General features: G+C 73.0%; 10 protein-coding genes. 1 reads left to right on the top strand and 9 read right to left on the bottom strand.

The genetic code is table 11. The features are described 5' to 3' along the window. Positions 1-6 precede the first annotated feature (6 nt). From JEK78_RS14200 to JEK78_RS14165, 8 genes are all read right to left on the bottom strand, one after another. A complete protein-coding gene (locus JEK78_RS14200; protein WP_200259053.1) occupies positions 7-2,025 on the bottom strand; it encodes an ABC transporter permease subunit in 2,019 nt (672 codons plus the stop codon). Between the two features lie 58 nt (positions 2,026-2,083). Further along, positions 2,084-3,169: a glycine betaine/L-proline ABC transporter ATP-binding protein gene (locus JEK78_RS14195; protein ID WP_200259051.1), complete on the bottom strand. Its 1,086-nt coding sequence runs from the start codon at positions 3,167-3,169 to the stop codon at positions 2,084-2,086. After that, a complete protein-coding gene (locus tag JEK78_RS14190) occupies positions 3,166-4,698 on the bottom strand; it encodes a GMC oxidoreductase (protein ID WP_200259049.1) in 1,533 nt (510 codons plus the stop codon). The genes JEK78_RS14195 and JEK78_RS14190 overlap by 4 nt, the downstream gene beginning before the upstream one ends. Positions 4,699-4,792: 94 nt before the next feature. Beyond that, positions 4,793-6,319, bottom strand: coding sequence for an aldehyde dehydrogenase family protein (locus JEK78_RS14185; RefSeq protein ID WP_200259047.1), 1,527 nt, complete (start codon positions 6,317-6,319; stop codon positions 4,793-4,795). 361 nt (positions 6,320-6,680) lie between these two features. Beyond that, positions 6,681-7,670, bottom strand: coding sequence for a malate dehydrogenase (locus JEK78_RS14180; protein ID WP_200259045.1), 990 nt, complete (start codon positions 7,668-7,670; stop codon positions 6,681-6,683). A 503-nt stretch (positions 7,671-8,173) separates the two neighbouring features. Beyond that, a complete protein-coding gene (locus tag JEK78_RS14175) occupies positions 8,174-9,349 on the bottom strand; it encodes an XRE family transcriptional regulator (RefSeq protein WP_200259043.1) in 1,176 nt (391 codons plus the stop codon). A 388-nt stretch (positions 9,350-9,737) separates the two neighbouring features. After that, the gene (locus JEK78_RS14170; protein ID WP_242483072.1) at positions 9,738-10,253 is read right to left on the bottom strand and encodes a DUF3017 domain-containing protein; all 516 of its coding nucleotides are present in this window, start codon (positions 10,251-10,253) and stop codon (positions 9,738-9,740) included. Then, positions 10,243-11,097: a bifunctional methylenetetrahydrofolate dehydrogenase/methenyltetrahydrofolate cyclohydrolase gene (locus tag JEK78_RS14165; protein WP_200259040.1), complete on the bottom strand. Its 855-nt coding sequence runs from the start codon at positions 11,095-11,097 to the stop codon at positions 10,243-10,245. Before JEK78_RS14165 ends, JEK78_RS14170 begins: the two co-directional genes overlap by 11 nt. 281 nt (positions 11,098-11,378) lie before the next feature. Here JEK78_RS14165 and JEK78_RS14160 point away from each other — a divergent pair, with 281 nt between their 5' ends. Then, positions 11,379-12,041: a DUF3824 domain-containing protein gene (locus JEK78_RS14160; RefSeq protein WP_200259037.1), complete on the top strand. Its 663-nt coding sequence runs from the start codon at positions 11,379-11,381 to the stop codon at positions 12,039-12,041. Between the two features lie 122 nt (positions 12,042-12,163). Here JEK78_RS14160 and purH read toward each other — a convergent pair whose 3' ends face one another. Further along, positions 12,164-13,708: a bifunctional phosphoribosylaminoimidazolecarboxamide formyltransferase/IMP cyclohydrolase gene (purH, locus tag JEK78_RS14155; RefSeq protein WP_200264163.1), complete on the bottom strand. Its 1,545-nt coding sequence runs from the start codon at positions 13,706-13,708 to the stop codon at positions 12,164-12,166. Positions 13,709-13,714: the final 6 nt, after the last annotated feature.

Here is a 13,714-nt window from a genome sequence, read left to right as displayed (position 1 = left end):
CGATGGTCAGTGGGTCGCGGTCTCCCCGCGACGGCGTTGGGTGGTGCGGTCCAGGACGAGGCCGAGCAGGACGATCGCGACGCCGGCGGTCAGGCCGGTGCCCAACTCGCTCTTCTGGAGGCCCTTGACGACGTCGTAGCCGAGGGCGCCGGAGCCGACGAAGCCGCCGACGATGACCATGGCCAGGACCAGGACGACGCCTTGGTTGAGGGCGAGCATCAGCGCCGGGCGGGCCAGCGGGACCTGGACCTGGCGGATCTGCTGGAAGGTTCCGGCCCCCAACGACCTGGAGGCCTCCAGGACGGCGGGATCGACCTGCCGCAGGCCCTGCACCGTGATCCGGACGACGGCGGGCAGCGCGTAGAGCACGGCGGCGGCGACGGCGGCGGAACGGCCCACGTTGAACAGGGCCACCACCGGGATGAGGTAGATGAACTGCGGCAGGGTCTGCATGGTGTCCAGCAGGGGCCGCAACAGGCGTTCCAGCAGCGGCACCCGGGCCGCGACCACGCCGATCAGGCAGCCGAGGGCGAGCGTGACGACGACACCCGCGACGGCCTGGGACAGGGTGTCCAGGGAGCGGTCCCAGACGCCGATGACGCCCACCGCCGCCATGGCCGTCGCCGCCGTCGCCATCGCGCCCCAGCCGCCGGCTAGCAGCCCGAAGAAGGCCGCGAGCAGCACCAGCAGCCACCAGGGGGTGCCGGTCAGCCCGTCGCGGAGGGGGTCGAGCACCCACATGGTGAAGCCGTCGGCCCACACCCGGGTGCCGCCGAGCACCGGCACGCCCTCGGCGAGGTGGCCGGTGAACCAGTCCACGGCCTCGTTGACGGGGCGGGAGATGTCCACCGTCCACGGCTCGGGCCACTCCTCGATGAGGAGTCGCGACCCCACGGCGCCGGTGACGGCCAGGACGACGGCCGTCAGTGCCCAGCCCCGGGGGCCGCGCAGCAGACGGCTCGCGGACGGGTCGGATCCCTCGCCGAGCCGGTCGCCGGCGGTGGCGGTGACGCGGTCCAGCCAGACCGCCAGGAGCACGATCGGGACGCCCGCCGCGAGGGCCTTGCCCACGTCGACGGTGGACAGTGCCTGGAAGACCTCCTCGCCGAGGCCGCCCGCGCCGATGACGGAGGCGATGGTGACCATCGACAGCGCCATCATGATCGTCTGATTGAGGCCCAGCAGGACCTCCTTGCGGGCCAGGGGCAGCCGCGCCGTGAGCAGTCGCTGCCAGGGGCTCGCGCCCAGCGACCGGGAGGCTTCCATCACGCCGGGGTCCGCGCCCCGCAGTCCGAGCGCGGTCAGTCGGGCCATCGGCGGGGCCGCGTAGATGATCGTGGCGATCAGGGCGGAGGGCACCCCGATGCCGAAGAGCAGCACCAGCGGCAGCAGGTAGGCGAACGCCGGCATGATCTGCATGGTGTCCAGCACCGGCCGCAGGATCTTCTCGAAGCGCTCGGACAGACCGGCCGCGAGACCGAGCAGGCCACCGACGACCGCCGAGACCGCGACGGCCACGGCCATCAGGGCCAGGGTCTCCATGGTGGCTTCCCACATGCCGAGCGCGCCCGACACGGCGAAGGCGCCCAGGGTGACGACGGCGAGCCGGTATCCGCGCCGGTCGCGCAGACCGCCGATGCGCCAGGAGATCAGGACGGCGCCCAGGCCGACCGGGAACCAGCCCAGGTTCACCAGCAGGTCCGTCATCCACCCGACGGACCCGTCGGCCCAGTTGCTCAGGTGCAGCAGGAAGTAGAGGAAGACGGGGTTGGTCTCCCGGTTCCGCACGACCCAGGTGTAGGCGTCGTCGAGCGGTGTCTTGACATCGACCGTCAGCGCGGACGGCCAGGTCCCGCTGCCCCATACCATCGCGGCGACGGGCACCGCGACGGCGGCCACCAGGACCAGCGGCAGGAGGCGGCGGACGAGCGGATGGGCCAGACGCGAGCGGTGCGGCGCGGGCGCCGACGTCTCGTCCTTTTCGGCCGGTTTCGGCGGCGGTGCCGAGGTGACGACGGCGCTCATACGCTCCACCGCCGGCGGACGACGGCTATCGGGCCCGGGGTTGTGTCGGCACCACGCATCAGGCGGCCTCCCTGGTCTCGCCGGCGTCGATCCCGGCGACCACCCGGAGGAGGTCTCCTTGGTCGACCCGGCCGACGCAACGGCCGTCGTCCACGACGCAGGCGGCCCGGCCGGAGCGGGCGACGAGGTCGATGGCGTCGGAGACGAGCGTCCCGGGGCCGACGGCACCCGGGTGCTCGGGCCCCCCGCAGTCGCCCGCGCGCATCGCCGTGCGGACGGTCATGACCTGCTCGCGCGGCACGTCGCGGACGAACTCGCGGACGTAGTCGTCGGCCGGCGAGCCGACGATCTGCTCGGGCGTGCCGAGTTGGACTATCTCGCCGTCGCGCATCAGGGCGATGCGGTCGCCCAGCTTGAGCGCCTCGCTGAGGTCGTGGGTGATGAAGACCATCGTGCGGCCCTCCTCCCGGTGCAGGCGGACGACCTCCTCCTGCATGTCCCGCCTGATGAGCGGGTCGAGGGCGCTGAACGGCTCGTCGAACAGGAGCACCTCGGGATCGACCGCGAGGGCGCGGGCCAGGCCGACCCGCTGCTGCTGGCCGCCGGACAGCTGGGAGGGGCGACGGCCCTCCATGCCGGCGAGGCCGACCTTCTCCACGACCCGGGCGGCCCGTTCCCGGCGCTCGGCCTTGGCGACGCCCTGGATCTCCAGGCCATAGGCCACGTTGTCGAGGACGGTGCGGTGCGGGAGCAGGCCGAAGTGTTGGAAGACCATGGCGGCACGGTGGCGGCGCAGCTCGCGCAGCCGGTTGCGGTCCATGGCGCGGACGTCCTCGCCGTCGATCGCCAGGGAGCCGGCGGTCGGCTCGATCAGCCGGGTCAGGCAGCGCACCAGGGTGGACTTGCCCGAGCCGGACAGGCCCATGACGACGAAGACCTCGCCCTTGCGCACGTCGAAGGAGACGTCCCGGACGGCGGCGGTGCACCCCGTGCGGGAGCGCAGTTCGCCGGCCGGCAGCGCGGCCAGCTCGGGGTCGCCGGGCACCCGCTCCGCCTTCGGGCCGAAGACCTTCCAGAGGCCTTCGACGGCGAAGACGGGCGTGCCCTCGGATATCGCGGCGTCGCCGCCGGTGTCGGCGCTCATCGGCCGTCACCTCCGATCAGATCGACGGCGCGCTCCCCGACCATGAGCACGCCGACCATGGGGTTGACCGCGGTCATGGTCGGGAAGACGGAGGCGTCGGCGACGCGGACGCCCTCCAGGCCGCGGATGCGCAGTTCGGGGTCGACGACGGCGGTGTCGTCGTCGGCGGCGCCCATCTTGCAGGTGCCGGCGGGGTGGTAGACGGTGTGCGCCACCTTGCGGGCGTACTCGCTCAGTTCCTCGTCACCGGTGATGTCGGGGCCGGGGCAGACCTCGCGCTTGAGCCAACCGGCCAGTGGCTCGGTCCGGGCGATCTCGCGGGCGATCCTGATGCCGTCCACGAGGGTCCGGGCGTCGTAGTCGTCCTCGTCGGTGAAGTAGCGGAAGTCCAGCGCGGGCTTGACCTCGGGGTCGGCGCTGGTCAGGTAGAGCCGGCCGCGGCTCTTCGGCTTGGGGATGTTCGGGGTCATGGAGACGCCGAACTCCGGCCTCTCGTAGCCCAGCCGCTCCGGGTTGTCCGTGAACGGGACCTGGTAGAAGTGGAACATCAGGTCGGGGCCGGCGTGGTTCGGGTCGCGCCGGACGAACAGGCCGGCGTCGGAGTCCATGGCCGAGTTCTCCGGGATCGGGCCGTCGGTCTCCCAGACGATCACCGACTCCGGGTGGTCCAGCAGGTTCTCGCCGACGCCGGGCAGGTCGTGGAGGACGGGGATGCCGAGCGCCTCCAGGTCGGCGCGGGGGCCGATGCCGGAGTGCATCAGCAGGCGCGGCGTGTCGACGGCGCCCGCGCACAGCAGCACTTCCCGGCGGGCCCGGACCAGGGACTCGACGCCGTCCTTGTCGCGCACGTGCACGCCCTCGGCGCGGGTGCCGTCGAGCTCCAGCCTGTAGGCCCAGGTCTCCAGCATGATGGTGAGGTTGGGGCGCTCGTCCATCACGGGATGCAGGTAGGCGACGGACGCCGAGGACCGCTTGTTGTCCTCCGGGTGGTAGGCGAGGTCGAAGAAGCCGACGCCCTCGTGGAAGGGGCGCTTGTTGAAGCCCTCGACGCGCGGCACGTCGAGCGCGGCCCCGGCCGACTCCACGAAGTCCCGGGCGATGGCGTTCCGGTCCTTCTCGTCGACGGGCACGATGTTGTTCAGCAGCCGGGCGTAGTACGCCTCCATCTGCACCGCGCCCCAGCCGGTGGCGCCCGAGGCCTCCCACTCGTCCCAGTCGGACGGCAGCGGCTTGAAGGCGATGAGGGTGTTGTGCGAGGAGCAGCCACCGAGGACGCGGGCGCGACTGTGCCGGATGTGGGAGTTGCCCCGGGGCTGTTCGGTGGTGGGGTAGTCGTAGTCCAGGTCGCCGCCGAGCAGACCCATCCAACGGCGCAGCGTCAACACGTCGTCCCGGCCGACGTCACTGGGGCCGCCCTCGATGACGGCGACGGTGACGTCCGGGTTCTCGGTGAGCCGGGAGGCGATGACGGAGCCTGCGGTGCCGCCGCCGACCACGACGTAGTCGTACTCGCGGATGGTCTCGGACATGGTCGTACTCATTCCTGTGAAGTGCTGCGGGAGGGGGCGTCGGGGGTGCGGGGGCCGCCCGCGGCGGGCTGCCCCGCGGCGGTGGCCGGCCCGCTCAGCCGGCGAACCAACGAACCGGCTTCGGCGCCAGGTTCTGGTAGACGTGCTTCGTCTCGCGGTACTCGGCGAGTCCGGCCGGGCCGAGTTCGCGCCCGGTGCCGCTCTTGCCGAATCCCCCCCACTCCGCCTGGGGCAGGTAGGGGTGGAAGTCGTTGATCCAGACGGTGCCGTGGCGCAGCAGTCCGGCGACCCGGCGGGCCCGGCCCGCGTCGGCGGTCCACACGGCGCCCGCCAGCCCGTACTCGGTGTCGTTGGCGAGGGCCACCGCCTCGTCCTCGGTGCGGAAGGTCTCGACGGTCAGGACCGGCCCGAACACCTCCTCGCGCACCACCCGCATGCCGCGGTGACACCGGTCGAGGACGGTCGGTTCGTAGAAGTAGCCGCTCTCGGGGCGCGCCTCCGACGGCTCCGGGCGCTTGCCGCCGCAGCGCAGCACAGCCCCTTCCGCGAGAGCGGAGGCCACGTAGTCCTCGGTCTTGGAGCGCTGCTGCTCGGAGACCATCGGCCCGCACTCGACGCCTTCGGCGGTGCCGCGACCGAGCCGGATCCGCTCCGCGCGACGGGCCAGTTCGGCGACGAAGCGCTCCCGGAGGGACTCCTCCACGATCAGTCGGGCGCCCGCCGAGCAGACCTGCCCGCTGTGGATGAAGGCCGCGTTGAGCGCCTGGTCGACGGCGGTGTCGAAGCCCTCGTCGGTGGCGCAGGCGTCGGCGAAGACGACGTTCGGGTTCTTGCCCCCGAGTTCGAGGGCGACCTTCTTCACGGTCGGGGCCGCGGCCTGGGCCACCTTGGTGCCGCTCACCAGCCCCCCGGTGAAGGAGACCAGGTCCACGTCGGGGTGGTCGGCCAGCCGGGCCCCCACGGTGTGACCGGGGCCGGTGACGATGTTGGCGACACCGGCGGGCAGCCCGGCCTCGACCAGGAGGTCGATCAGGGCGACGGTGGTCAGCGGGGTGATCTCGCTCGGCTTGATCACGAAGGTGTTGCCCGCCGCCAGCGCCGGTGCCACCTTCCAGCTCGCCTGGAGCAGCGGGTAGTTCCAGGGGGTGATCATCGCGCAGACGCCGACCGGCTCGTGGACGACGACGCTGTGGATGTCCGGCGAACCGGCGTCGACGACCCGGCCGGGCGCCTCGGCGGCCACCAGGTCGGCGAAGTAGCGGAAGGCGTCGGCGACGCAGTCGACGTCGACCCGGCCCTCCTCCGCGGTCTTGCCCGCGTCCTGACTTTCCAGCAGGCCGATCCGATCCCGGTCCCGGGTGAGCAGGTCGGCGACGCGGCGCAGCAGGGCGGCGCGTTCGACGACCGGGGTACGAGGCCACGGTCCGTGGTCGAAGGCGCGCCGGGCCGCCGCCACCGCCAGATCGGCGTCCCGCTCGTCGCCCTCGGCGACCACGGCGAACGGCCGGCCGTCCGCGGGGTCGACGATCTCGCGCGTGGCGCCCGAAGAGGCCGGCGCCCACTCGCCACCCGCGTGGATGGTCCGCTGGGTCCTCGTCTGAGGTTCCGTGTTGTCCGCCATGATCCGGTCTTGCCTTCCGTTCCTGTTTCGCGCCCCTGCGTCACTCGCGTGCCACTCTCGGGACCGTGTGCCCCTGCCCCGTGGTCGCGAATGCATGCGAGATTCTTGGCCGAAAGTGCGCCGCGTCACGAGCATTAAGGACAATTGAGAGAAAATACCACCCAAAGGCGGTCGTCCTGTCCGCACCCCACGACCATGAGTGACGTGTTCCGATCGGACCGGTGACCCGAACGGAGGCGGCCGACCGGCCACGCGCCTGGGGGCGGGAGAGCCGAGGCCGAGGGAGACCGGGGCACGACGAGAGACCCCGCTCCGGCGAGGTGCCGGAGCGGGGTCCTGGGGTCGGTGCGACGCGATGGGATCAGATCAGGCCGAGGGCGCGGACCGCCTCGCGCTCCTCCTCCAACTCCTTGACCGAGGCGTCGATGCGGGCGCGGGAGAACTCGTTGATCTCCAGACCCTGGACGATCCGGTAGGCGCCCGCCTCGACGGTGACCGGGAAGGACGAGATCAGACCCTCGGGTACGCCGTAGGAACCGTCCGACGGAATGCCCATGGACGCCCAGTCGCCCTCCGAGGTGCCGTTGACCCAGGTGTGGACGTGGTCGACGGCGGCGTTCGCCGCGGAGGCGGCCGAAGAGGCCCCGCGTGCCTCGATGATGGCGGCGCCTCGCTTGGCGACCGTCGGGATGAAGTCCTCAGCCAGCCACTTCTCGTCGGCGACGACCTCGGCGGCGTTCTTGCCCGCCACCGTCGCGTGGAAGATGTCCGGGTACTGGGTGGCCGAGTGATTGCCCCAGATGGTGAGCCTGCGGATCTCCGAGACCGGGGTTCCCGTCTTCTTGGACAGCTGCGTCAGGGCGCGGTTGTGGTCCAGGCGGGTCATCGCGGTGAAACGCTCGGCCGGCACGTCGGGGGCGGCGGCCTGGGCGATCAGGGCGTTGGTGTTCGCCGGGTTGCCGACGACCAGGACCTTGACGTCGTCGGCGGCGTGGTCGTTGATGGCCTTGCCCTGGGGCTTGAAGATGCCGCCGTTGGCCTCCAGGAGGTCTCCACGCTCCATACCCTTGGTCCGGGGGCGGGCTCCGACGAGCAGACCGACGTTGGCGCCGTCGAAGGCGACGTTCGGGTCGTCGGTGATGTCGATGCCCTGGAGGAGGGGGAACGCACAGTCGTCCAGCTCCATGGCCGTGCCCTCCGCCGCCTTGAGCGCCGGGGTGATCTCCAGCAGGCGGAGCCTGACCGGCACGTCCGCGCCGAGCAGCTGCCCGGAGGCGATACGGAAGAGCAGGGCGTAGCCGATCTGGCCGGCCGCGCCGGTGACGGTGACGTTCACGGGAGTGCGGGTCATGGCGTTCTCCGTTGACAGCTGGCGGTGGGGCGTCCCCGCCCCGCGACGTTCGATCGATCTCTCGGCGTCAAGAGACCGATCGGCCGTCAGGCTACCGCGCGTCCGCCGCCCCCGAGGTCCCCGGGGCCTCGGGGCCTCGATTCCCGCTCGCTCCCCGGGCGTCGGGGCCGGCGGTCGCCCGCGCCGACGGCGGGGCGACCGCCTTCCGGGACGCCGTCGCCGGATCCCGTGGGGGGGGTACCCCTCACGTGCCCGGACCGACCGGCGGGTATGCCTCCCTCGCCACACGTGGCGCGAAGCGTCCCCCCGGACACCCCGGCGAAGGCCGCGAGAGGGAGGGGTCCACGCCGCGACCGTCCCGGTCGGGCGGCCCCGGCGTCGTCGCTCTCCCCGCTGCGAGGACCGCCCGGACGGGGACCGCGGGTGGCCGCTTCACACACCCGAGAGGTCGCCGAACCCGCGCTCGGACAGCCCGGGCGCACCGGCCCGTCGCCTCTGGGGAGTCACGTCGTGCACCCCTCGGTGCCCCCGGCGAGGACGGCGCAACCGGTTGCCTCCTCGGCACCGTCGACGGCCACCATCGGGGTGTAGGCCACGGTGCCGCCCGCCGCCGGGACCGTACCGCTCTGCTCGCTGCCGCCGGCCGCCACCCGCACCTCGTCGCCCGGACCGGCCTGCGACACCCGGGCCCACGCCGCTCCGCAGACCTCGCTGTAGCGGACCTCGACGACCGCCGTGCCGACGGTGACCGATTCGGCTGTGACGACACGGTCGCCGCCGCAGCCCATCACCTCGGCGTCCTCACCGGTGCACCCGTCGCCGCTGCACCGCACCCCGGCGGGCAGTTCGGGGGTGACCTCGGCACTCGGTCGGGCGGACGGAGCCGCTTCGACGGGCGCTTCGTCGTCCGACCCGCCGAGGAAGAAGAAGACACCCGCCCCCACGGCCAGCGCCCCGGCGACCACGGCGACCAGGGCGACCCGTCCTCGTCCGCCAGACCGCTTGCCCCTCCCCCTGCCGCCGGCCCTCGGCGGCGGGCCGGAGCCGTCCCCCGCGGCCCCCCCGGGGGCGGAAGGCGGGACCTGCCCCGGCGCCTCCGCCGGCCGGCCGGGCGCGGGAGCCGGCGCCCGGACCCCCCACGAGTTGCCCGCTGCGCCCGGCCGCGCCGAGACGGACGGCGCCGTCACCGTCGGCATGTCCCGATCCGCGGCGGTCGGCTGCACGGGAACGCCCACACGACCCGAGGAGACCGCCGTACCACCGCCCCGGCGGCCACGCCCGGCCGATCCGGACTGCCGCCCGCCCCCCGACCCCGGCGGGACGACCTTCGGGGTTCCGCCGGTCTCGCCCAACGCGGCTCGCGCCTGCGATATCCGGATGGCCTCCATGGTCATGTCGTGCCGCATCTCGGAACGACTCCAGGCCCGCTCCGCCAGCTCCCACAGCGTGGTGAGGTGGATCGGGCTGGTCCCGGTCACCTCGGCCAGGGCGACGATGGCGCCCTTGGGCGCGAGGAGTCGGCCGTTGAGGTACCGCTCCCAGGACGTCCTGCTGTAGCCGGTCGCGTCCGCGAGCGCGGCGATACTGAGGTCGTTGCGGTCCACCAGACGACGTAGTTGGCCGGCGAACTCCTTGATCTGCGGATCGAGTTCCTCCGGCAGGGCCTTCCAACGAGGCATTCCTACCCCCCTCTTCCCCCGGGTGACGTGCTCTTCCTACCCGCTTCGGTGCCCTCTGCCGAGTCGCCCTCCGGGTGCTTGGCCGCCCACCCGGATGCGCCCGCCGGGACCTCGCTTCCCGGAGCGGGGGCGCACGGGAGCGCGGAGGTCCGCGAGCGTCGCAAGCGCGCGGGTCGGGCTCCAGTGTCCCATCACAGGGCGGTCGCTGTTCACGGTCTGCTCCGACCGTCACGTTCCGCGGACTCCTCGACAAGGCGGTCACAGCCGTGCCACAACCGGTCGACAAGGGTGGAGCGGGTCGCCCCGATCGGGCCAGGGTGGTCCGCGGATGGCCCGTCCCCGACTACGGGGGAGGGGACGGGCCAAGGGGCGCGTGACGTGCCCCGGGTCAGCCGCCGACGGTGAAGTGCAGGGTGTCCTTCAGGAACGGGACGTGCAGCAGCGGGTCGGGTTGGGCCATCAGCGCCAGCAGGACGATCACCAGGCCCAGGACGCCGTAGGTGACGACGTCCGTGAACCGCGAACGCACCGCGAGCATGCCGGACTCCGGCAGGAGCCCGCGCAGGAGCGCGCCCGCCGACAGCGCGGCGCCGACGGCGAGGGCCCCGACCCGGAAGTGGTCGAGCGCGGTCAGCGACAGTCCCAGAGCGACCAGTACGAGAACACCGAGGATCGGCCACTGGCGCACGGGCGCCGGCGCGTCTCCCGACGCCGCACGGCCGCCGCCCTCGGGACGGGCCGTGTCACGGGTGAAGAGCGGGAAGCGACGCGTGCCCGGCCGGCGGGCGGGCGCCCGTGCCGGCCCGGTGCCGGGGGCCTCGTCCGGCGGGACCGCCTCCCGCGTCAGGTCCCGCGCGTCCGACGAGCCGCCGGGGCCGCCCGATTCACCCGTCTCAGGCGACACGGCGCTCCGCCGCCTCGACCACGTTGACCAGCAGCAGCGCCCGCGTCATCGGCCCCACCCCCCCGGGGTTCGGAGAGATCCACCCGGCCACCTCGGCGACTCCCGGGTGCACGTCGCCGACGATCGCCCCGCCGGCGTCCCGGGACACCCCGACGTCCAGGACGGCGGCGCCGGGCTTGACGTCCTCGGGCCGGATCAGGTGCGGGGAACCGGCGGCGGCCACGACGATGTCCGCGCGCCGCAGGTGGGACGCGAGGTCACGGGTGCCCGTGTGGCACTGGGTCACGGTGGCGTTCTCGCTGCGCCGGGTGAGCAGCAGCGGCATCGGCCGGCCGATCGTGACGCCGCGCCCGACCACCACGACCTCCGCGCCCTTGATCTCCACGCCGTGTCGGCGCAGCAACGTGAGGATGCCGTTGGGGGTGCAGGGCAGCGGGGCCGGCTCGTTCAGCACCAGACGGCCGAGGTTCACCGGGTGCAGTCCGTCGGCGTCCTTGCCCGGGTCCATCAGCTCCAGGACCCGGTTCTCGTCGATCCCCCGGGGCAGCGGCAGCTGGACGATGTACCCGGTGCAGGCCGGATCCTCGTTCAACTCGCGGACGACCGCCTCGATCTCCTCCTGCGTCGCCGCGGCGGGCAGTTCGCGCTGTATGGAGGCGATGCCCACCTGGGCGCAGTCGCGGTGCTTGCCGGCCACGTACTTGCGGCTCCCCGCGTCGTCGCCGACCAGGATCGTGCCGAGGCCGGGGGTCAGACCCCGTTCCCTGAGCGCCTTCACACGCTCGGCCAGTTCGGACTTGATCGCCGCGGCGGCGGCCTTGCCATCGAGAATCTGGGCGGTCATGGCCCCCATCCTCGCGGATGACCCCTCGCCGGTTCCAGTCAGGAAGGCCGGACCCCGCTCCCGACTCCGATCCCCAGGTCCGTCTTCGGTCCATGACGTTGCACTTGGACAACACTCGATCACCAGGAGCGATCCAGAGTGGACAAAAATGTCACCCATCGCGAAGGATTGACGCACACAGAGCCGCGGGGCAGTACCGGGGGGACCAACCGCACCTGAGGGATTCCTCCGTCGCGCCACCGCGTGCGTCCCCCCACCGAGATCGACGGAGGAAGACCCGCATGAGCTTCGGCGAACCGAACAACCCCTACGCCGCGCCCCAGGGCGACCAGCAGCAGCCGACCTCACCCGGCCAGGGCCAACCGCAGTCCGCCTCCCACGGCTACGGCCCGCCCCCGGGCTCCCAGCAGCCGGCGCCCGGCTACGGATACCCCCAGCACCCCGGCCAGGGCTACCCGTCGGCGCCGCAGGTCGACGGCTGGGGCGCACCGGCGACGCCGGCGGTCATGCCGGGCACCGTGCGGGCCGCGCGGGTGATGCTGTACGTGCTCGGCGCGATGCAGGCCGTCATCGGCCTCACCATGGCCGTGGCCAGCGCGTGGATCGCCGACGCGATCGACGAGGCGATCATGTCCGATCCGACCCTCGCCGCCCAGGACGCGGAGACCCTCGGTGACGCGGGCACCGGGTTGATGATCGTGCTCGGTGTGCTGTTCCTGGCCTTCGGGGTCTGGGCCATCCTGACCGCGGCCAGGTTCGGCGCCGGGCGTGGCGGGATACGCGTCTCCGCCATCGTCCACACCGCGCTCACGGCCCTGGTCAGCCTCCTGACGTTGCTCGGCGGCAACATCTTCGCGCTGATCAGCATGCCCTTGGCCGTCCTGATCATCGTCTTCTGCGCCAACCGGAACGGCGGCCTCTGGTTCAAGCGCCCTCGGTACTGACCCGGCCGCCGACCCCCGCACCGGACCGCCTCCGACGTGCCCGGGGCCCGCGCCCCGGCACACGCCCGCACGATGGGGCGCCCGGTACCGAGCCGCGGCGGCACCGGGGCCCCGAGCGCCGGTCAGTGGAAGAAGTGCCGGGTTCCGGTGAGGTACATCGTCAGCCCGGCCTTCTCGGCCGCCGCCACCACCTGCTCGTCGCGGACCGAACCGCCGGGCTGGACGACCGCCCGGACGCCCGCGGCGGTCAGGATCTCCAGACCGTCGGGGAAGGGGAAGAAGGCGTCGGAGGCCGCGTAGGCCCCCCGGGCGCGCTCGGCCCCGGCGCGTTCCACCGCCAACCGCGCGGAGTCGACCCGGTTGACCTGTCCCATCCCGACGCCGACGGAGGCGCGGTCCTTGGCGAGCAGCACCGCGTTGGACTTCACCGCGCGGCACGCCCTCCAGGCGAACGCGAGCTCAGCCAGCTCCTCCGGGCCGGCCGCCTCGCCGGTGGCCAGGACCCAGTGCGCCGGATCGTCGCCCTCGGCCTGGAACACGTCGGCGACCTGCGCGAGGCCGCCCCCGTCGATCGGCCGGAACTCCACCCGTGCGGCGGGCGCCTCGGGGCAGCGCAGCACTCGGATGTTCTTCTTGGCGGCAAGCGCCTCCACCGCGCCCGGCTCGTAGTCCGGCGCGACGATCACCTCGGTGAAGATCTCGGCGACCTGCTCGGCCATCGCCCGGGACACCGGCCGGTTGACCGCGATCACCCCGCCGAACGCGGACAGGGGGTCGCAGGCATGGGCCTTGCGGTGGGCCTCGGCGACGTCCGCGCCGATCGCGATGCCGCAGGGGTTGGCGTGCTTGATGATCGCCACGCAGGGCTCGTCGTGGTCGTAGGCGGCGCGGCGGGCGGCGTCGGTGTCGGTGTAGTTGTTGTACGACATCTCCTTGCCGTGCAACTGCTCCGCCTCGGCAAGGCCTCCGGAGCCGGCCGTGTAGAGGGCGGCGCCCTGGTGCGGGTTCTCCCCGTACCGCAGCACGTTCCGCCGGGTGTGGGTCACGCCGAGGAACTCGGGGAAGCCCTCCCCGTCGCCGGCGTAGTCGCCGGCGAACCAGCCGGCGACGGCCACGTCGTACTCGGCCGTGTGCCGGAAGGCCCGGGCCGCCAGCCGCTTGCGGGCCGCCAGGTCGAATCCGCCCGACCGGACGGCCGCGAGGACGTCCGGGTACTGGTCGGGGCCGGTCACGACGGCGACGGAGGGGTGGTTCTTGGCCGCCGCGCGGAGCATCGAGGGACCCCCGATGTCGATCTGCTCCACGCAGGCGTCGTCGTCGGCGCCCGAGGCGACCGTCTCCCGGAAGGGGTAGAGATTGACGATCACCAGGTCGAAGGGGTCCACGCCGAGGCGGGTGAGCTGCTCGCGGTGGGTGGTCAGACGCAGGTCCGCGAGGATTCCCGCGTGCACCCGGGGGTGCAGGGTCTTGACGCGCCCGTCGAGGCACTCGGGGAAGCCGGTCACCTCCTCGACGCCGGTGACCGGAACCCCGGCGGCGGCGATGCGCGCGGCGGTGGAACCGGTCGACACCAGTTCCACACCGGCCTCGTGCAGCCCCCGGGCCAGCTCCTCCAGCCCGGTCTTGTCGTACACGCTGACCAGCGCGCGCCGGATGGGCCGCTGCATGCTTTC

This window comes from Streptomyces sp. HSG2 (assembly GCF_016598575.1).
Taxonomy (GTDB): domain Bacteria; phylum Actinomycetota; class Actinomycetes; order Streptomycetales; family Streptomycetaceae; genus Streptomyces.
This window is presented reverse-complemented; position numbering and strand designations above follow the sequence as displayed.